Annotated in this window: 18 protein-coding genes; 8 read left to right on the top strand and 10 right to left on the bottom strand. The window is 72.8% G+C overall.

The window, feature by feature from the left end; all coding sequences use genetic code 11:
- The first annotated feature begins 174 nt into the window (after window positions 1-174).
- Window positions 175-870: a hypothetical protein gene (locus F9B16_RS14785; RefSeq protein WP_151540624.1), complete on the top strand. Its 696-nt coding sequence runs from the start codon at window positions 175-177 to the stop codon at window positions 868-870.
- On the opposite strand, the gene F9B16_RS14780 is transcribed toward F9B16_RS14785, so the two are convergent.
- Both F9B16_RS14780 and F9B16_RS14775 read right to left on the bottom strand, forming a co-directional pair.
- Window positions 871-1,752, bottom strand: a complete 882-nt coding sequence (locus tag F9B16_RS14780) for a DUF305 domain-containing protein (protein ID WP_151540623.1) — start codon at window positions 1,750-1,752, stop codon at window positions 871-873. It abuts the gene before it with no gap.
- Window positions 1,753-1,900: 148 nt separating this feature from the next.
- Entirely contained in the window at window positions 1,901-2,533 is a 633-nt protein-coding gene (locus F9B16_RS14775) for a TetR/AcrR family transcriptional regulator (RefSeq protein ID WP_151540622.1), read from the bottom strand.
- An 89-nt stretch (window positions 2,534-2,622) separates the two neighbouring features.
- Between F9B16_RS14775 and F9B16_RS14770 the strand changes: the two genes are divergently transcribed.
- Entirely contained in the window at window positions 2,623-4,236 is a 1,614-nt protein-coding gene (locus F9B16_RS14770; RefSeq protein WP_151540621.1) for an MDR family MFS transporter, read from the top strand.
- On the opposite strand, the gene F9B16_RS14765 is transcribed toward F9B16_RS14770, so the two are convergent.
- The 6 genes from F9B16_RS14765 to F9B16_RS14740 all read right to left on the bottom strand — a co-directional run bounded on the left by F9B16_RS14765 (window position 4,203) and on the right by F9B16_RS14740 (window position 11,652).
- Window positions 4,203-4,772 carry a dihydrofolate reductase family protein gene (locus tag F9B16_RS14765; RefSeq protein ID WP_151540620.1) on the bottom strand — a complete coding sequence of 190 codons (570 nt, stop codon included), beginning with the start codon at window positions 4,770-4,772 and terminating at the stop codon, window positions 4,203-4,205. The two genes, F9B16_RS14770 and F9B16_RS14765, sit on opposite strands and share 34 nt — an antisense overlap.
- Before the next feature lie 239 nt (window positions 4,773-5,011).
- Window positions 5,012-7,066 (bottom strand): sporulation protein, encoded by a 2,055-nt coding sequence (locus F9B16_RS53870; protein ID WP_318839236.1) that lies wholly within the window; start codon window positions 7,064-7,066, stop codon window positions 5,012-5,014.
- A gap of 678 nt (window positions 7,067-7,744) precedes the next feature.
- Window positions 7,745-9,139 (bottom strand): M16 family metallopeptidase, encoded by a 1,395-nt coding sequence (locus F9B16_RS14755; RefSeq protein ID WP_225991632.1) that lies wholly within the window; start codon window positions 9,137-9,139, stop codon window positions 7,745-7,747.
- Entirely contained in the window at window positions 9,136-10,395 is a 1,260-nt protein-coding gene (locus tag F9B16_RS14750; RefSeq protein ID WP_151540619.1) for a M16 family metallopeptidase, read from the bottom strand. Before F9B16_RS14750 ends, F9B16_RS14755 begins: the two co-directional genes overlap by 4 nt.
- A 340-nt stretch (window positions 10,396-10,735) precedes the next feature.
- Window positions 10,736-11,089, bottom strand: a complete 354-nt coding sequence (locus F9B16_RS14745) for an STAS domain-containing protein (RefSeq protein ID WP_151540618.1) — start codon at window positions 11,087-11,089, stop codon at window positions 10,736-10,738.
- Window positions 11,090-11,172: 83 nt separating this feature from the next.
- Complete coding sequence (locus tag F9B16_RS14740) at window positions 11,173-11,652, bottom strand: ATP-binding protein (protein ID WP_225991631.1); 480 nt, start codon at window positions 11,650-11,652, stop codon at window positions 11,173-11,175.
- Window positions 11,653-12,059: 407 nt separating this feature from the next.
- Here F9B16_RS14740 and F9B16_RS14735 point away from each other — a divergent pair, with 407 nt between their 5' ends.
- Complete coding sequence (locus F9B16_RS14735; RefSeq protein WP_151540632.1) at window positions 12,060-12,881, top strand: helix-turn-helix domain-containing protein; 822 nt, start codon at window positions 12,060-12,062, stop codon at window positions 12,879-12,881.
- Window positions 12,878-13,132, top strand: a complete 255-nt coding sequence (locus tag F9B16_RS14730) for a DUF397 domain-containing protein (protein ID WP_372442232.1) — start codon at window positions 12,878-12,880, stop codon at window positions 13,130-13,132. The genes F9B16_RS14735 and F9B16_RS14730 overlap by 4 nt, the downstream gene beginning before the upstream one ends.
- A 232-nt stretch (window positions 13,133-13,364) precedes the next feature.
- On the opposite strand, the gene F9B16_RS14725 is transcribed toward F9B16_RS14730, so the two are convergent.
- Entirely contained in the window at window positions 13,365-15,185 is a 1,821-nt protein-coding gene (locus F9B16_RS14725) for a serine/threonine protein kinase (RefSeq protein ID WP_225991630.1), read from the bottom strand.
- 168 nt (window positions 15,186-15,353) lie between these two features.
- The gene (locus F9B16_RS14720; RefSeq protein WP_151540616.1) at window positions 15,354-15,539 is read right to left on the bottom strand and encodes a hypothetical protein; all 186 of its coding nucleotides are present in this window, start codon (window positions 15,537-15,539) and stop codon (window positions 15,354-15,356) included.
- Window positions 15,540-15,763: 224 nt separating this feature from the next.
- Here F9B16_RS14720 and F9B16_RS14715 point away from each other — a divergent pair, with 224 nt between their 5' ends.
- From F9B16_RS14715 to F9B16_RS14700, 4 genes are all read left to right on the top strand, one after another.
- Window positions 15,764-16,510: a CPBP family intramembrane glutamic endopeptidase gene (locus tag F9B16_RS14715; protein ID WP_151540615.1), complete on the top strand. Its 747-nt coding sequence runs from the start codon at window positions 15,764-15,766 to the stop codon at window positions 16,508-16,510.
- 38 nt (window positions 16,511-16,548) lie between these two features.
- On the top strand, window positions 16,549-16,887 hold the full coding sequence (locus F9B16_RS14710) for a PadR family transcriptional regulator (protein WP_151540629.1): 339 nt from the start codon (window positions 16,549-16,551) through the stop codon (window positions 16,885-16,887).
- Window positions 16,884-17,609 carry a hypothetical protein gene (locus F9B16_RS14705; RefSeq protein ID WP_151540614.1) on the top strand — a complete coding sequence of 242 codons (726 nt, stop codon included), beginning with the start codon at window positions 16,884-16,886 and terminating at the stop codon, window positions 17,607-17,609. The genes F9B16_RS14710 and F9B16_RS14705 overlap by 4 nt, the downstream gene beginning before the upstream one ends.
- 66 nt (window positions 17,610-17,675) lie before the next feature.
- Complete coding sequence (locus tag F9B16_RS14700) at window positions 17,676-19,088, top strand: S8 family serine peptidase (RefSeq protein ID WP_151540613.1); 1,413 nt, start codon at window positions 17,676-17,678, stop codon at window positions 19,086-19,088.
- Window positions 19,089-19,110 lie beyond the last annotated feature (22 nt).

Raw genomic sequence — 19,110 nt, 5'->3', positions numbered from 1 at the left:
CCCACCGCGCCGCCGCCCACCGCGCCGCCGCCTGCTGTGCCGCCGTCCGCTGCTGTGCCGGCGTCCGCTGCTGGCGCGCCGCCGGTCGCGGATGAGGCGCCCTCGGCGCCGCCGGGGCCCATGACCGATCCCGGACGGCGCCGGGCGCTCGCTGACGCGTTCATGATCGAGTTCGTGGGGAGCACCACTTGGCGCGCGATGCTGGCCGTGCTGGAGGGCGCGTTCCCCGGGCTGGGCATGGCGGCGGCGCTCTCCGGGCGCGCCGACGAGATCCGCGGCATGACCGACGGCCTCGACCGCACCGCGTCGGCGAAGCTCGGCCTGCCCACCTGGCTCGACGACGCCGGCATGGTCTTCGACCTCAGCGCCCACCTGAACGTGCGGAACGCCCCCCGGACGCCGCTGCGGGCGCGCCCCGGGCAGCCGCGCGCGTCCCGCCCGTACGCGGGGGCGTTCGTGATCGACACCCTCGACCCGCTCCGCTACCACCGCGCGGTCGGCGGCCCGAGGGCGCCGCGCGACCTGCCGGAGGACGCGCCGCTGGCGACGCCGTCCGACCGGGCGGAGGATGACAGCGGCGTCGTGATCGTCGCGAACCTGACCTCGGCGGGCGTGCGGGTCCTCGACTCGCTGTCGCTGTGGCGGTACGCGGGACGCGTCGTCACGAGCACCCTGCACGAGCCGTCCCGGCCGCGGACGCGGGGCCGCGCCCGGCGCGCGCTGCGGGCCCTGCGCCGCGTCGTGGTCATCGACCCCGATCTGGGCGTCGGGGTGTGCCTGCAGACCGATGCCGGGCACCCGCCCCGCTGCCTGCTGGCGTTCGGCGTCGACCGGTCCGACGACGCCCCGCCCCGGTTCGTCCGGCCCTGATCAGCCGTCCGGGCGGAGCCACGACAGGTCGGCCCGACGGTCGCCGGGGAGCTCGCGGAGCCGTCCCGCGAGCTCCCAGGGCTCGGCGGCGGGCGCCTCGTCCGGCAGCACGCCGCACAGCAGCTCGCCCCGGGTCCGGACGACGGCGAACCGGCCGAACCGGGCGATCCCGCCGCCGCGCAGGTGCGCCAGCTCGCCGAGCAAGGCGCTCAGCGCACCCGGGTCCTCCGCGTCGATCAGGGTCCTGGCCTGCGACAACAGGGTCTCGGTCAGCTCGTCGGGGCGGCGGCCGGACAGATAGTAGACCGTCCCGAGGTAGGAGCCGTCGGCCGCCTGCGGGGACCGCTGGTCGCGGACGCGGACGTGCAGCCCCCATTCCGCGGCGCACCGCTCGTACGCGTCGGCGAGCAGCGCCTCCGCCTCCCCCTCCTCGCTGAGCAGGAGCCCCGGGACGACGCCCTCCTCGCGGTCGACGCGTTCGAGCATCTCCCGGTGCAGCTCCCGCACGTCCTGCTCCACCGTGTCGAGGGAGCGGGCGAGCGCGTGCTGCGCCTCCCGGTCGAGGCCGAGGCCCGCCAGTTCCCCGGCGAGGTCGGCGGTCTCCTTCTCCAGCCGGTCGATCCGCCCGGAGAAGGCCTCCAGCCGGTCGAGGACCTCCGCGGACGCGCCGTCGGGCAGCGGCTGCGGGATCGGGATCCCGGACGGCTCGGCCGCGGCGGCGACCTCCGACCGGAGCGCCTCGTGCCGTTTGGCGAGTTCGGACAGCTGGGCGCGCAGTTCGCGGACGTCCGCCTGTGCTTGCGGGAGCCGCTTGTCGGAGGCCAGGTAGAGCTCGCGTCCGGCGATCGCAAGGCAGAGCAGGACCAGGATCACGGTGGTCATGTGACTCCTCGGGAGGCGGGCTGCCCTCTCGACCCTAACCATCCGGGACCCGGTTGGCCGAGACCGCGCCACATCTGGTCCGAAACGCCCGCCATATGCACAGGTGGCCGCCATGCCGCTAGCCGTATTGCTTCCGCGACCCTGCCGATCAGCGGGCTTCCGCCGGATCCGGCCCGTCGTGCCGGGCGTGGACAAGGGGGAGGAAGAGCTCGTCGACGATCGACCGGATGCGGGCCGGCTTCAGCGGTTCGAGGTCCATGAGCAGGTCGTGGCGCACCAGGTCGAACGGCAGCGCGAGCACCGCGGGCGGGATCCGTTCGAGGTCGATCTCGCCGCGGTCGTGGGCGCGCTGGTAGATCGTCCGGATGCGGGAGTGCCGCTGGTCGCCGAGGATCCGGTCGCGCGCCTGGGCGGGGGTGAGCCCGGTGCCGGTCAGCAGCCCCGCGAAGGCGGCGGCCGCGGTGACGGCGAAGAACGCGGCGCGGGCCTGGCCCATGCCGGTCAGCGCGGCGAGGAGGTCGCCGCGCAGGGTGCCGGTGTCGGGGACGTCGACGGGGTGGGTGTTGCGGTAGTGCTCCAGCGCGGCCAGGACGAGCTGGTCCTTGTTGGCCCAGCGGCGGTACAGCACGGCGATGCCGGTGCCCGCCCGGGAGGCGACGGACTCCATGGTCAGCTTCGCGAAGCCGGCCTCGACCAGCTCGTCCCAGGCCGCGTCCAGCAGCGCGGCCTCGAGTTCGGGTCCGCGGCGGCGCTGGCGGACGGGTCCGGTGGATGGGGTCACGGGCCCAGTATAAGGAAGGTTTGCCTTCCGTATCGAAGCGTCCTACCCTCTTAAGAGATGAAATCCTCTCTTAAGGTGGAGGCGGGACGATGACGGAGAGCACCGGGACGCGGCTCTCGCCGCAGGTGAAGATGGCCCTGGTCGCGCTGCTCGTGGGCGGGATCGCGGCGATCCTCGACTCGACGATGGTGACGCTGGCGATCCGCACGCTGGCCGTGAAACTGCACTCGACCGCCGGGACGATCCAGTGGGTCACCACCGGCTTCCTGCTGGCGATGGCCGTCGCCATCCCGATCACCGGGTGGGCGGAGCGCCGCTGGGGCGGCAAGCGGGTCTGGACGGCCGCGCTCACGCTGTTCGTGCTCGCCTCGGTGCTGTGCGCGGTCGCGTGGAACGACACCGCACTGATCGGCTTCCGGGCGCTGCAGGGCTTCGGCGCCGGACTGATCTTCCCGCTGATGCAGACGCTCGCGGTGCGCGCGGCGGGCGGGAAGGTCAGCAGCAGGCTGATGGCGGCCGTCAGCCTGCCCATCGCCCTCGGCCCCATCCTCGGCCCGGTGATCGGCGGCGTGATCCTCAACTGGCTGAGCTGGCGCTGGCTGTTCCTCATCAACGTGCCCGTGATCGCCGCCGGCCTGCTGCTGGCATGGCGCTTCCTGCCCGCCGACCACCCCGGCTCCCGCCCACCCGCCGCCCGTCCCGGCGCCCCGCTGCCCGCCGACGGCCCCGTCGCCCCGCTGCCCGCCGACCGTCCCGGCGCCCCACTGCCCGCCGACCGGCCCGGCTCGCCTCCGGCCGCTGGACGCGGTCGCCCGGGCGACCGTCTGGGCGACCGTCTGGGCGACCGTCTGGACTGGATCGGCCTGGCGCTGCTCGCGCCGGCGCTGACCGGGATCCTGCTCGGCCTCTCGCAGCTGGCCGAGGACGGCGGGATCGACCACGCCGGCGTCCTGGCGCCCCTGCTCGCCGGAGCCGTCCTGCTGGCCGCGTTCATCGCCTGGGCGTCACGGCCACGGCCCGGCGGGCGCGAGCCGATCGTCGACGTCCGGCTGCTGCGCGTCCGCTCACTCGGCAGCGCGTCCGCGGTCCTGTTCACCGCCGGCGCGGCGATGTACGCGGGCATGTTCCTGCTGCCGCTCTACTACCAGCAGCTTCGCGGCGACAGCGTGCTGGACGCCGGGCTGCTCATGATCCCGCAGGGCGTGGGCGCGCTCGCCGCGCGCTTCGTGGTCGGCGCGCTGGTCGACCGGTTCGGGGCGCGCGCCGTGACGATCGCCGGCTTCCTGCTCGCCGCCGTCGCGACCATCCCGTTCGCACTCGCCGGGCCCGGCACGAGCCTGTGGTGGCTCGGCGCCGTGCTGCTGGTCCGCGGCGTGGGGGTCGGCGCGGTGCTGATCCCGCCGATGTCCGTCGCGTACCAGGACGTCCAGCCGGCGGGCATCCCGCACGCCACCATGAACACCCGCATCGCCCAGCAGGTGGGCGCCTCGTTCGGCACCGCGATCGTCGCCGTCGCCCTGCAGTCGCTCCTCGGCCACGGCGCCACCGGCGCCTTCCAGGGCGCGTTCTGGTGGGCGATCGGCATCACCGTCGCCGCGGTCGTCCCCGCCGTCGTCCTCCCGGCCGGCGAGCACGACGAGCCTGCCCCGGACGCTGCCGCCGTGCGACCTCACTCAAGTGATTCGTCTCCGGTGACGCGGTAGTCGAGGAGCACCAGCCGGTCGTCGATCACGGTGGTGCCGGTGAGGTCCATGGCGAGCGCGGGCAGCTCGGCGAACACGGGCCCCTCGCCCTCGGCGCCGTGGATCATCGGGAAGAGCATCACCCGCACACGGTCGACCAGGCCGTGCCGGAAGAGGCTGCGGACCAGCGACGGGCTGCCGATCGTGCGCATCGGAAGCCCGTCGTCCATGGCCTTGAGCCGCGGCACGGCCGTCTCGAGAGGCTCGTCGATGAGCATGGTGTTCGCCCAGGTCAGCGGCGGCTTGAGCGTCTTGGAGAAGACGACCTTGGGCAGCTCGGTCATCCGCGGGAACGTCGGATCGTCACCGGTCGCGACGATCTCCGCCATCTGCCGGTACGTCTCGGCGCCCATGAGCGTGACGTGCTCCTGGGCGAGCTGGCCGTGGATCCACTCGAAGAGCCCTGGCCCTTCGTAACCCCAGTACGCCTTCGGTTTCGGTCCGCCGCCACCGAACCCGTCGACGGTGCTGAACATGTCGACCATCAGCTCACGCATCAGCCCTCCCACCCGGTCGTCGTGAACACGAGCTGCAAGCACGGACTTCTGACGTCCGTCGTCGTCCTGTGCAGACCATGCGGGCGGCCGGAACTCACCGGTCCGCGGCGTGCGATGCGCGTCGGCCGGCTTTCGTGCCTCGTGGTGCTCGGACGAGTGCCTCACCCTTGAGGTCGCCGTATTGAGGCACCGTCAAACCGGCAAGTGCCGGTCCACCTGCGCGGATGCCGGCCGGTTGGTCAGCCGAAGAGCCCGCCCAGCAGGCCGCCGAGGACGTCCGCGGCGACGTTGCCGGCGATGTCCGCGGCGATATCACCCGCAATGTCACCGGCCACGTCGCCCATGGCGTCCAGGGCCATGCCTCCGGCGACGCCCGCCACGACGGCACCGCCGACCAGGCCCGCGGTGCCGATCCCGGACCCATGGTGGTGACGGTGGTGCCCATGGTGACCGTGGTGTACGTGGACGGGCGGCGGATACGGCGCGGGCCCCGGCGGCGCGGGCGGCGGCTCAGCGCCCCCGTAGTACACGGGCCCGCCCGGTGCAGGCGGCGGCCCGGCCGGTGCAGGCGGCGGCCCCCCGGGCCCCATCACGGGAGCCGCAGGCGGCGGATACGAGCCAGGACCACCCGGCACATGCTGCCCAGGCAGTTCCGGCGCCATCCCGCCACCAGGCACGCCACCCGGCGGCATCGCCGCACCGGGTGGGCCACCCGGCGGCATTCCAGAACCCGACGCGCCGTGCGGCGTCATCCCCGCGCCTGGCCCGCCACCTGGCGCCATTCCGGAGCCCGCTCCGCCCTGCGGCGGCATCCCATAGCCCGGTGCGCCGTGCGGCGGCATTCCGGGGGCGGGCGGTGGGAAATCGCCGGGGGCAGGGGCGTGGGAGGCCGCGGGCGGTGGGAATCCAGGCGGCTGACCGTGGCTCGCGGCTCCCGGGGTTCCGGGAGGAGGCGGCGGGAACGGGGCGCCCTGGCCGGGCGGCACGTTCGCCGCAGGGGGCGCGCCGTGCGGCTGGTGCCCTGGGCCGTTCGGTGGCGGGGGAGTGCCGGGCGCGTACGCGGGCGCGGCGCCGTGGCCTCCCATGCCGGGACCGGGCGGGGAGGCGAACCCCTGACCCGGCGGCGGAGGCGGGAATTCCTGGCCGGGCGACGGAGGGTTCGGGCCGCCGGGCGGGTAGGCGGGTGCGGCACCGTGGCCACCTGCGCCCGCTGCGGCGCCGGGCGTGGACGGTCCGAACTCTGCGGGCGGAGGCGGCGGGAAGCCCGGCGCGGACGGCCCCGGGGCGCCGGACGCCGGGTAGCCCGCCCCCGGAGTGCCAGGCGGTGGGAAGGGCGAGCCGGCCGCCGCGTGGCCCGGGTGCTGCATGGGTGCCGGAGGCGCGCCCGGAGCCGGACCGGGCGGCGGGAACTGAGCGTTGCCCGCGCTGCCGTACCCGCCACCCGGCGACGCGGGGCCGGGCCCGGGCTGTCCGGGCGAGGGCGGTGGCGGCGGGAAGGTCACCTGGCCGCCGTAAGCGGACCCGCCGGGCGGCGGGCTCGCGTGGGCCGCGCGAGGGAGCGCGGCGGCCTCGTCGAGCCACTTGCCGATCCTGGCGTTCCAGTCCGTCTCGGCGGCTTCGGCATGCCCGACCTTGAACACGCCGAACGCCTCGTCGGACGAGGCGGCGCGGTCCTCGGCGCGCAGGACGAAGGCCACCTCGCGCGGGCTGGCGACGAACGTCAGCCCGATCTGGTCGAGCCGGCCGTGGAAGGCGGACGGCGGCGCGAGGTGGATCTCCTGGTGGAACGGCAGGTGCCGGGCGACGCCGCGCAGTTCGGATTCCTCGAACGTCACGTGCCTGATCTGGAAGCCGAGCTTCGCGATGGCCGCGAGCACCCACTGCTGGGATTCCAGCGGCTCCACCGAGATGGGGTCGATGTCGCCGGGATCAGGTTGCCCGGCGACGTCCACCTCGGTGCACAGCCCGATGGTGAAGCCGGGCAGCTCCCGTCCGAGGACCGTGGTGAACGGCAGCTCGTACGGCAGCGGGATGGAGAACGACAGGTCGCGCTGCCGGGCGGGCTCCAGCGTGAAGCGGCGGGTCAGCGCGCCGCGGTAGACCTCCGGGCCTGCCGTCTCGCCGCGGCCGTCGCTCATGCGCGGCATCAGCGCCAGCGTGACGTGCCGCACCTCCAGGGGACGGTCGCCGCCGCGCACGTGGACCTTGCCCGCCACGACGCCGCCCGGCTTGCAGTTCGGCTCCGCGAGGATCGTGTCGACGGACGGCCCGCCTGCCATCTGCCCGTAGGACACCGGCCGTTCCCTTCTCCCGACGCGCGGGACGTTCCCCCGCGAATGTCAGACGAACTCCACCATGCCATCGGTTCGCCCACCCCACCGCCTCATCCCACCGAGTCCGCCCCACCGACCCGCCCCACCCGCCGATCAGCGCCGCCGGTTCAGACCGCCGACCCGCTACGCCGGCCCGCCCCCGCCTGCTGGCCCGGACCTCCGATCATTGCCGCCGGTTCACGCCGCCGCCCCGTCCTGCCGGTTCACCTCGCCCGGCTCGCCCCCCCGCCCCGCGGGTTCACCTCGGCCGGGCCGCCTCGCCGGCTCGCCCCCCCGCCGGTCGTGCCGCCGCCGACCCGCCCGCCGGTTCGCCCTGCCGGCTCGTGCCGCCAGGTCAGGCCGTCGGTGAGCCGTGCCGGTTCGTGCCGCTGGTTCGTGCCGCTGGTCCGTGCCGCTGGTCCGTGCCGCCGGGCCGCGCCGCCCGCCAATCCCTTCCCGCGGGCCGCGCCGCCCGCCGATCCCTTCCCCCGGGCCGAGCGGCCCGTTCGGTCTGGGCCGTCGGCTCGTGGCCTCGGTCTGGGCCGGCGGTTCGGGTTGGCGGTTCGGGCTGTCAGCTCACTCCGTCGGCTGTGGTGCTGGTTCGTGTTGTCGGTTCGCGGCCCTGGGGCGGCGGCGCGAGGCCGGGTCGCCGGGTAGGGGTCATTCCTCCTTTGAGGTGACGGTGACGGGTGCGTAGCCGAGCTTCTCCAGTGGTTCGCGGATCTGTGCGGCGTCGCCCACGGCGATGATGGTGAGCGCCTCGGGGTCGATGTGCTTGTTGTAGGTGCGGGCGACACCGTCCGGGGTGGACGCGCGCACGGCCGCGAGGTAGTTGCTGGGGTAGTCGGCCCCGAGCCCGCTGGCGGACGCGTCGGCGAGTTCGGCGGCGACGGCGCGGGCCGTCTCGTACTCGGCGGGCGCCCGGTCGGCCAGGGCGCGGACGGACGACCCGTGCTCCTCGGCGTCGATCCCCCGGGAGATGATGCTGCGCAGCTCGGTGAGCGCGTCCGCGACCGCGTCGGCCGTCACCTCGGTGTGGACGGCGCCCTGGGCGATGAACAGGCCGCAGTGCCGCATGCGCAGCAGTCCCGCGCGCACACCGTAGGTGTAGCCCTTCTCCTCCCGCAGCACCGCGTTGAGCCGGGACGTCAGGCCGCCGCCCAGCACGTGGGAGGCGACCACCAGGGACGGCCAGTCGTGGTGGGAGCGGTCGGGCACGCCGTGCCCGAGGGCGAGGTAGGTCTGCACGGAACCGGGACGGTCCACCACGACGATCCGGGCGGCGGACTCGGGCATGATCCGATCGGCGGTCGGGAGCGGCCCGCCGGTGCCGGCCCAGCCCTCCAGAGCCGCGGTGAGGGCCGTGTCGGCGTCGGTGCCCGTCAGGTCGCCCGCGACGACGGCGGTGGCCTCGGCGGGCACCACCGAGCCGTAGAAGTCGCGGATGTGGGAGCCCTGGAGCGCGCCGACCGAGCCGCGGGTGCCGCCGGTCGGGCGGGACGCGCGGGCCTCGGCGGGGAACATCACCGCGCGCAGTTCCCGCATCGCGCGGGAGCCGGGGTCGGCGTCCTCCTGCGCGATCTCCTCCAGCCGTTCGCGGACGAGGCGGCGCACGTCCGCGTCGTCCAGCGCGGGGCGGCGCACCACGGAGGAGAACAGCTGCAGGGCCGGGGCGAGCCGGGTCACGGGGACGTCCAGCGCGATCCGCAGCGCGGTCAGGTCGGCCGAGGCGTAGAGGCTGGCGCCGAGCCGCTCGAACGCGGCGGTCAGCGCGGTGCCGCCGCCGGGCTCGGTGCCCTCCAGGAGCGCGTGCGCGGTGAGCGTGGCGACGCCGTCCAGGCCGTCGGGCTCGCGGCCGGCGCCGGAGTGCAGCACGAGCCTGACCGCGGCGAGGCTCCGGCCGGGCAGGTCGACGCGCAGGGTGGCGGGCCCGGCGGGGACCCGCCCCGCGGTGCCGGCCGGGAACGCCCACGGCGGGACCGGTCCGGGCACCGGGCGGGGCTGGAGCGCGAGGCCCGCGGTACCGGGAGGCAGGTCGGGGCTGGGACCGGTCACGACGGCGTACCTCCGTAGGTCAGGGCGGTGCGGCCGCCCGGGGCGAGCCAGCGGCCCGCCATCTCCTTGATCGCGTCCGCGGTGACGGCCGCGGCCCGCCCGGGGGCGGTGAAGACCCGGGCGGGGTCGTCGAACTGGGTGGCGTTCTGGGACAGCGCGTTGGCGAGCCCGGTGACCGTCTCGGTCTGCTCCAGGAAGCCCCGCTCGGCCTGCGCGGTGGCGCGGGCGGTCTCGTCGGCGTCGGGGCCGTCGGCGGCGAACCGGGCGAGCTCCTCGTCCAGCACGGCGGCGATCTTGTCCGGTTCCGGCCCGATCGCGTCCACGATGGCCAGCGACTGCCCGGTGGCGAGCCGGGTCACGCCGGCCCAGACCTCCGTGGCGATCTGGTCGCGGCGGACCATCCGGTCGTAGAGCCGCGACCCGGAGCCGCCGCCGAGGATCTCCACCGCGAGCTCGGCCGCCTCGATGTCGTCGCCGCCGTCGGCGGGCAGCGTGAACATCGCGAAGTACGCGGGGGACGGGACGTCCTCGTCGAGTGTCTCGTCGCGCACCCCGGAGAGGGGCCCGAGCTCGCCGGGCCGGGGCGGCGGCTTCTGCGGGCCCGCGGGGATGCCGCCGAAGTACCGCTCGACCGCCGCGATGGTCTTCTCCGCGTCGACGTCCCCGACGACGGACAGGACCGCGTTGCCCGGCGCGTACCAGGTCCCGAAGAAGTCGGCGCAGTCTTCGAGGGTGGTCGCGTCCAGGTCCTCCATGGACCCGATCGGGGTGTGCGCGTAGGGGTGGCCTTCGGGGAAGGTGAGGGCGCACAGCCGCTCGAACGCGGTGCCGTAGGGCTGGTTGTCGTAGCGCTGGCGGCGCTCGTTCTTCACCACGTCGCGCTGGTTGTCGAGGTTGGCCTGGGTGAGCGCGGCGGGCAGCGTGCCCATCCGGTCGGCCTCCAGCCACAGGGCGAGTTCCAGGTGGCTGATGGGGACCGTCTCGTAGTAGTTGGTGCGTTCGAAGGAGGTGCTGGCGTTGAACGCGGCGCCGGCGCTCTCCAGCAGCGCGGCGTGCTCGCCTTCGGCGACGTTGGCGGAGCCCTGGAACATCAGGTGCTCGAAGAGGTGGGCGAGGCCGGTCCGTCCGGCCCGCTCGTGCCGCGAGCCGACGCCGTACCAGATGTTCACGGCGGCCAGCGGTACGACATGGTCTTCGCAGACCACCACGCGCAGGCCATTGCCGAGCGTGTGCTCATGCAGCGGCTGTTCTGCCACGGAGCGCTCCCGTCCGTTCGATGATCGGCTGGCGGACAGCACCGCGCGCGTCGGTGGGCCGTGCCCAGGCGGCGGGCTTGATCTCTGACTCACCGTACCGGTTGCGACCGGGCACGGCGCCTTCGCGCCGAACTGTGGATAACTCCGCGACGGACCGCCCTGGATATCAGCAGAAAGGCCGACAAGTCGGCCGGAGAAGTGGCGGTCGAGAGGCTCCGGAGCCGGGCGGGCGGCCGGGACCGATGACGCGCGGCGGCCGGGACCGATGACGCGCGGCGGCCGCGAGACGACCAAGCGCGGCGGCCGGGAGTGACGAAGCCCGGCGGCCGGGCGGCGGCGGTCAGGGAGCGGCGGCCTCGTGAGCCGCGATGGCGTCCTCCAGCGACCGGTGCAGCACGAAGATCTTGGTGAGCTGGGTGACGTGGAAGACGCGCCGGACCCGGTCGTTCACCCCCATGAACGACATGGAGCCGTCGCGCGCGCGGAGCCGGTGGTAGATGCCGACCAGCACGCCGAGGCCGGTGGAGTCGAGGAAGGTGACCTCGCCCAGGTCGATCACCAGGTGCAGGCCGCCGCTGTCGATGATGCCGAGCAGTTCCTCGCGCAGTCGGGGGCTGGTGAAGACGTCGATCTCCCCACTGATCTTCACCACGGTGAGGCCTTTTTCGACGCGGTGCTCGACGGCGAAGTCCACCGGTGCTCCCTCTCTGCCGCTCGTCGGGGGGACAGTCCCCTATACCCAGTGAGGCGGCGCGTTATCCCTCAGGGCGCAATCCCTCAGGGCGACCGGAACAGCGCCCATACGACCTTCCCGTGGGAGAGGGTCCGCCACCCCCACCGGACGCTGAAGGATTCGACCAGATGCAGGCCGCGGCCCGTCTCGGCTATGTAGTCGGGCTCCTTGCGGCGGGGCGCGGTGGGGCTCGCGTCCATGATTCCGCACAGCAGCCAGGGCTTCTGGTGCACGAGCCGCAGCCGTATAGCGGACGGTGCCGAGCCCAGCGGGTCGGCCGGGTCGTCGTACACGCCCTCGCGGTGCACGTCGTCGCCCGGCCGTCCGCAGGCCGCCCTGCCGCTGTGCCGCAGCGCGTTGGTGACGAGTTCGGAGACCACCAGGCCCACGTCGTCGGCCAGCTCCGGCAGCTCCCAGTCGGACAGCCGGGAGAGCGCGAAGTGCCGGGCCTCGGTGACCGACTCGGGATCGGGACGGACGGTGAAGGAGACCGTCGCCCCGGCGAGCTCCGTCAGCGCGGTCACGGCCGCGTCCAGGCGCGGAGGGAGATCGCATGACTCGGGTATGGGCGTCGAGTGCACGGCATGGTCCCGTGGGACCGCCGGCCCCGCGAGGGGGCCGAGTTCCCACCGCGTGTCGTCGTGCGCCTGGCGTGACGTCATTCCCCGGACCCCGCAGAGTGATCTCGTTGTGCAGCCGTGGCTCGGAAGTCTCGTGCGTTATCCTGCGCATCGTAGCGTGCGAATGCAAGGCCCAATGCACGTGCATCCGGGTTGTGAGGGTGTGGGGCGACCGGGTTGCACGCGAGTGATCGGAGGTAACCGCAGGACACGGAGGCCAGTGGCACACTAGGTTCGCTGTCCGCCGAATAGCCGGGAGGTTGGGCGTGACTCCAGAGACGCCGGGAAGCGGGTCGACGGTTCGTCGGATCCTGCTCGGGTCCCAGCTGCGCCGTCTGCGCGAGCAGAAGGGCGTGACCCGTCAGGACGCCGGCTACGTCATCCGCGCGTCGGAGTCGAAGATCAGCCGCCTGGAGCTCGGGCGCGTCAGCTTCAAAGAACGCGACGTGGACGACCTGCTCACGCTGTACGGCGTCGGCGACAAGGCCGAGCGCGAGGCGCTGATACAGCTGGCGCGGGAGGCCAACACCCCCGGGTGGTGGCACCGGTACAACGACGTCCTGCCCGGCTGGTTCCAGACCTATGTGGGCCTGGAGGAGTCGGCGGCGTTGATCCGCACGTATGAGCTGCAGTTCGTCCCGGGACTGCTGCAGTCGGAGGGGTATGCGCGTGCGGTCATACGCCTGGGCAACGCCGGAGCCGCCGAACACGAGATCGACCAGCGCGTGGAACTGCGCCTGCAACGGCAGGAACGGCTCACCGGCCCGGACGCCCCGCGTCTGTGGGCGGTCATCGACGAGGGGGCGCTGCGGCGCCCCATCGGGGGGCCGGAGGTGATGCGGGGCCAGTTCGAGCACCTCATCGAGATGTCGAAGCTGCCCAACGTCACCATCCAGATCATGCCGTTCAGGTTCGGCGGCCACGCCGCCGAAGGAGGGGCGTTCACGATCCTGCGCTTTCCCGAGCAGGACCTGCCGGACGTGGTTTACGTCGAGAACCTCACCGGCGCCATGTACCTGGACAAGCGCGACGACGTCGACACCTATTTGCAGGCGATGGAACGCCTGTGCGTCGACAGTGCGACCCCGGAGCGCACCGTCGAGCTTCTTGGTGATTTTCTCAGAGAGACATGATGCTCCAGACCGACTACGACAACGGGATGCCCGCGACCAAGCTCCACGGAGCGCGGTGGCTGAAGTCCCGGCGAAGCAACTCCCAGGGGAACTGTGTAGAGATCGCCGAGCTGCCCGGTGGGCAGGTCGCGATGCGCAACTCCCGCCACCCCGAGGGCCCGGCCCTCATCTACACCCGCCCGGAGATCGAGGCTCTCATCCTCGGTGCCAAGGACGGCGACTTCGACCACCTCATCGCCTCCCGCAACTGACACTCCTGGAAAACCGCCAACAACGCCGTCCGGGCCTCAGGGGACCGTGCGGCATGTCGAACCGCGACGGGTCGGCTACGGTGCATCGAACGTCGACCCGTCCGCCAATGCGAGAAGCGAACACGGCAGAGGCCACCCAGGCGCGAGGGTGGCCTTTTCTTCTGCCTTAGGAGCTCGCCCTGCGCGCCCTATCCGTCGTCGCCCGCCCTGTCCGTCGTGCGCGGACGGCGGGTCAGCCGCAGTTGCCGTAGGGGGCGGTGGCGCCGTTGCCGCCGAAGCGGACGCACACGCCGGGCGCCTTCACGTACACCGGTCCCGCGTACCACGCGTACGAGCCGCTGTCGCCGATACGGCTGCCGCCCTGGGCCTGTAGCCACACCGATACGGCGGAGGCCTTGCCCACGTTCTTGGTCTTCATCGTGACGGCGCAGTTCTTCTGAGTGCTGCTGCTGTACAGCAGGTAGGCGGTGCCCCCAGAGCCGGCCACGGAACGCTGCACGTTGTAGCCGCTGCCGCACGCCTGCTGTGGCGTGTACTTGTTGGGCGGCTCGTGGACGGGCGTGGACGCGCCGCCACCGCCACCGGTGCCCTGGGTGGGGGTCGAACCGCCCGGCTGCTGCTGCTTGCCGCCCTGCTTCTTGTTGGGGGCGGCCGGGTCCTGCCCTTGCCCCTGCCCCTGCTGCTTGCCCTTGCCGGGCTGCTTCGGCTTGGCCGGGCCGTTCGCCGATCCGGCGGTACCGCCCGCGCCGGACGAGCCGTCGTCCGCGCCCGGGCTCCGGTCGGAGGCCGCCACGCCCTGGTTGTCATGCCCGCCGCCGCCCGACTTCGTCGCGGCCCATACCGCGCCGCCGCCCACGAGGACCGCGGCCACCGCGACCGCTGCCGCGATCGGCACGAGACGCCGTCCGTGCTTCCCGCCGCCCGCCGGCTGCGCGTAGGGCGGCCCTGGGGGGCTCGGGGGAGCCGGCAAGGGCGCGTAGTGGGCCTCGGCCGGCTGCGGCGTCATCTCGCCGTACGGGGGCGGCTGCGGCGCCGTCCTGTTCCGCGGTCCGGTCGGGTCGGTGACATGGTCGGGCGGCAGGAACGCCCCCGCCATCACCGAGGGCGGAGCGTTCGGGTCCGTCGACCCCGGATGGCCCGGCGCCGCGTTGTCCACGGGGAGCCCTGGGAACGCGGGCAAGGGCGGCACTACAGCGGCCACTTGGGAGGTGCCACTGGCCGCTCCTACGAGACGTTCCTGCGCCTCCCGGGCGGTGGGGCGCTGCGAAGGCTCCTTGGCCAGGCACGCCAGCACCAGATCGCGCATCGGCCCGGACAGGTCGCCGATGTCCGGTTCGCCGGTGATGATCCGGTGCATGACGGTCGCCATCTCGTCATTGCCGAACGCGGGCCGTCCGGTGGCGGCGAACACCATGGTGGTGCCCCAGGCGAACATGTCCGAGGCCGGTCCCACCTGGCCGCCGGTGAAGTGCTCGGGCGCCATGTAGGCGGGTGTACCGACGTTCTGGGTCTCACCCGCCGCGCCCAGCGCGCGCGCCACCCCGAAGTCGATGACGCGGGGGCCGTCCGGTCCCATCATCACGTTGTGGGGCTTGAAGTCGCGATGCACGATCCCGGCCTGGTGGATCGCGGTGAGCGCCGTCAGCGTGCTGATGGCGAGGCGCTCGAGCGCGCCGCCGGTACGGGGACCCTCCTCGCGCACAACGCGGTGCAGGGACAGTCCGGGGACGTACTCGCTGACGATGTACGGCTGGTCACCCGCGAGGTCGGCGTCGAGGACCTGCGCGGTGCAGAACCGGGCCACGCGCTTGGCGACCTCCAGCTCCCGCACGAACCGTGCTCGTGCGGCCTCGTCCCCGGCGAGCCCGCCGTGCAGAAGCTTGATCGCGACGTGGTCGGAGGAGCGGACCGCCGCGTCCGCGCCGGCCGGCCGGCCCAGGAAGACCGCGCCCTGCCCGCCCTCGCCCAGGCGGCCCAGGATCTCGTATCCGCCCAGCTCGGTCGGGTCGCCCGACCGCAGCGGATGGGCGTCCGGCATCGTCCTGTCCGTCACACCACTCGCTCCCCGTTGCTTCCGATTCGTCCCGCAAGACTATGGCCAACGATGGTATGCGCTTCGGGAAACGGTTGATCTAGCACCTCCTCCCGGCATGCCGAAGCCCTCGCGCGGATGCGCGAGGGCTTCGGGTACGGCGGCCGGATGTGGCCGCGCGCGCTGGGGTCAGGCCGGGTCCGGCGCCCGCCGCTCGGGCTGCGGCTGCTCGTCCCGGCCGGAGGAGCGGCCCGGTGGGCCCTCCGGGGCGTGGTGTCGTTCCAGGCGTGCGGCGACCGCGAGGGCGCGCAGCGAGGTGGACTTCACGTGTTTGCGGCCGTGGTCGATGCGGGGCCGAAGGATGCTGCTGGGCATGGCTCGCCTCCAGGGGGTCGTCGTGGACGTGACGTGCGTGCTACCCCGTCGGCCGGGGTTCGCACGTTAGTTGCAACCGCAAGATCCATCCGGCTATTCCGAGTGATCGTTCCGTTTAGCGGCGAATGTTCCGGCTTGGGCTGCCCGAAGCTATCTAGGTTGTATGCCTAGCTAGCTTGCTCTACCGTCTAGGTCGTCACGATGGACGAGAAGAAGGTGGTCAGGTGCAGATCTCGCCCGACTTCTCACCCCTGGGGCTGGGCCTGGCGGTGCCGCTGATCGGTTACGTGCTGGCCGAAGGCGTGTGGGGCAAGCGGTCCTACGACCGCATGCGGCGGCGGCGCGACCAGGACCCGAACGCGCTGATCGGCATGTTCCGCCAGTGGATCTCAGGTTCGTGGTGGGCCGCCGCCCTGGCCGTGCTGATGCTGCTCGTCTCGCCCGGCGTCCACTTGTCGGACATCGGGGTCCGTGCGCCGCGGGAGCCGTCCTTCGCCATCGGTGCCGTGGGCGCGATGGTCGTGGCCATGCCGCTGCTTGCGTGGCTCTTCCACCGGAGCGCGCGTGCCGGCAGGAGCCCATCGGAGAACAGCCAGATCAAGGAGATGCTCCCTAGGACGTCCACCGAGCGCTGGTACGCGCTCGCCATGGCCGTCACCGCGGGCGTCTCCGAGGAACTCGTGTACCGGGGCTTCCTCATCGCCTTGGGCGTCGACGTCCTCGGCCTGAGCGTGACAACGGCGGCCGCAGTGGCATTGGCCCTCTTCACCGTCGGGCACGTGTACCAGGGATGGGCCGGCATGGTCCTCGTCGCCGCGGTCGGTTGCTCGCTGACCTACCTCTACCTGTCGAGCGGCAGCCTTCTCGTGCCCGTGTGCCTGCACATCTTCATCGACGTGCTCAGCATGGTGGTCGTCCCCTGGATCACCGCGAAGGCGCGTGAGACCGATGTCGTCCCTGCCGGGAGCTAGTTTGTGCCCCCGTCCCTACGGCTGTGAGGATGGCCGCCATGGTCGCCGACCGACGCGCTAGTTGGCTCAAGGGCGTCCTCGATCTGCTGGTGCTCGCCAGCCTCACGAACGGCGAGAGCTACGGATACGAGATCGCCAAGGTGCTCGCCAAAGCGGGCCTGGGGCAGATCAAGGGCGGCACCCTCTACCCGGTGCTCAACCGCCTGGAAGAGGCCGGCCTCGTCGCCGCCGAGTACCGGGTCGCCGAACGGGGTCCGGGGCGCCGCTACTACAACCTGACGGACGAGGGGCGCGCGACGCTGGCCGAGCAGGGGGCTCTCTGGCTGACGTTCGATGCGGCAGTACGAGACGTGCTCGCGCAAGGAGGGATCCGATGACGACCCCCTACTTCGAGGACCTCGCGGAACGTCTGCGCGACAGCGGTGTCCCCTCGGACGAGGTGTCGGGCACGGTCGACGACCTTGCCGCGTACATAGCCGAGTCGGGGACGAAACCAGAAGAGGAGTTCGGTCCCGTAGAGGAGTTCGCCGCGCGGTTGGCTCCGCCAGAGGACGACGGCCCCGAACCGGACGCGTCCGCGCAGACGTGGCGCTGGACCGCCGACGCCTTCCAGGACAGGGCGATGCTGAACCGGTTCGGCGACGAGGGCTGGGAGGTCGAGCGGGTCGACTCGGTCGGCCGGTTCGTCTGCCGCCGCGACGGCGAGCACCCGCAGCGCTGGGAGTACCGCCGCGAGACCGTCCTGCCCGGCCGGCGCAAGGCCGTCGAGCAACGCCTCGCACCGGACGGCTGGGAGCCGTGCGGCAACTGGATGCAGTTCGAGTACTTCAAGCGCCCCAAGGCCGCGAGCCTAGGGCCGGACGCCGAACTGCAGGCACCGCCCGAGATCCCGGCCAAGCGGTTCTTCTGGAGCAGGCGCTTCTACACGTTCGCCTCCTGCTACGCGGCCTTCGTCGTCGTCGCCTGCGCCGGGTGGCTCGCCTTCGCACCGGCGGACTCGCGCACCGGCTTCCTTGTGGGCTTCCTCCTTGGTGCGGCCATCGCGGCGGTCCTGATGACCGTCCGGCTATGGCAGGAGCACCGCCGCCACGTTTCCTGACAGCTTCCCAACACGCGCGATGCCAACGGCGTAAGGATTCCTCTACAGTCGTTCGCCGAGCCACCCATGCCCCCGGGGGAGAAGGCGATGCGCGCGATCGGACTCGTAGCGGCGGGCGTCTTACTGGCGTCCTCATGCCCGGCCTTACCGGCGTCCGCCGCCGTACCGGCCACCGCGGCCGCAGGCCCGATGACGGAACCCACCCCGAAGTCCTCGCCGACGAAGAAGCCCTCGACGAAACCCACGTCGAAGCCGTCCGCCAAGCCTTCCGCTAAGACCTCCCCTACGCCGTCCACTAGCGCGCCGCCACCGGTGTCGCAGGCGCCGGTCACATGCGACCTGCCGCGCGGCTACCGCGGTGCGATCAAGGAACCCTGGGCTCAGAAGCGGCTTGCCTTCCAACGCGTGTGGGGCCTGACCCGCGGACAGGGAGTGAAGGTGGCCGTCGTCGACAGCGGTGTGGACACCGGCCACACGATGCTGGACGGACGCGTCGTCGACTACACCGACCTCACCGGAACGGGCAGGAAGGACTGCGCCGGCCATGGCACCGGCGTAGCCGCGCTCATCGCCGGACGCGACCTGGCCGCCCAGGGGATCCCGCTCACCGGCGTCGCACCCGCGGCCCGGCTCGTCATCGTCAAGCAGCAGAACGCCGACCGCGACGATAACGGTGGCGAACGGCTTCCCAGCGCCATCCGTAAGGCGACCGACGCCGGTGCTCAGGTCATCAACGTGTCCATCGCGGCCGCCCCGTCCGCGGCCCTGGAACAGGCCGTCCGCTACGCGCAGGACCACGACGCGGTCGTCGTCGCCGCAGCGGGCAATGCCACCAAGGACGACGGCAACGACGGCCCCGCCTACCCGGCGAGCTATCCGGGCGTCATCTCCGTCGCGTCACTGGGGGAGGACGGCCACCGTATCGAGTCGTCCGGTCTCCAGTCCCGGGTGGATGTCGGCGCGCCCGGCAAGGACCTCACCATTCCGTGGCCCGGTGGCGGCTACAACCCTCAGGCGGAAGGGACGAGTTTCGCAGCCGCCTATGTGTCGGGTGTCGTAGCGCTGGTACGAGCGAGCCACCCTGCCCTGCATCAGGACCAGGTCGTTAGGCGCGTTCTGTCGACGGCCGACGGCAATGTAGGCGACGGCACAGGGCGCGGCATGGTGAACCCGACGCAGGCCGTCACCGCGATAGTGCCCGGGGAGGACACCCTTGGCGCGGCGACCGCGCAGCCCGCACTCCACCCGGCGAAGCTGGCGGCACCATCGCATCCGGACGCCCATACCACCGACGTTGCCACAGGTGTCGCGGCAGGTGCCGTTGGGCTGGCGGCACTGGCGGCGCTGTGCGGCATCGTCGTCCCCATGGGGAAGCGTCGCGGGTGGCGTCCTGGACGGGTCGTCCTAGGCGACCGGGAAGAGGACGAGGAGCCGATCGTCACCGGCACCGAGGGCGGCACCATCGGCGCCCACCATTGAGCCGCCCCGCCGATCGAACCGC

It is taken from the genome of Actinomadura montaniterrae, assembly GCF_008923365.1.
Classification (GTDB): domain Bacteria; phylum Actinomycetota; class Actinomycetes; order Streptosporangiales; family Streptosporangiaceae; genus Spirillospora; species Spirillospora montaniterrae.
Note: the sequence above shows the minus strand (reverse complement) of the source record. Positions and strands in the feature narration are given on the sequence as shown.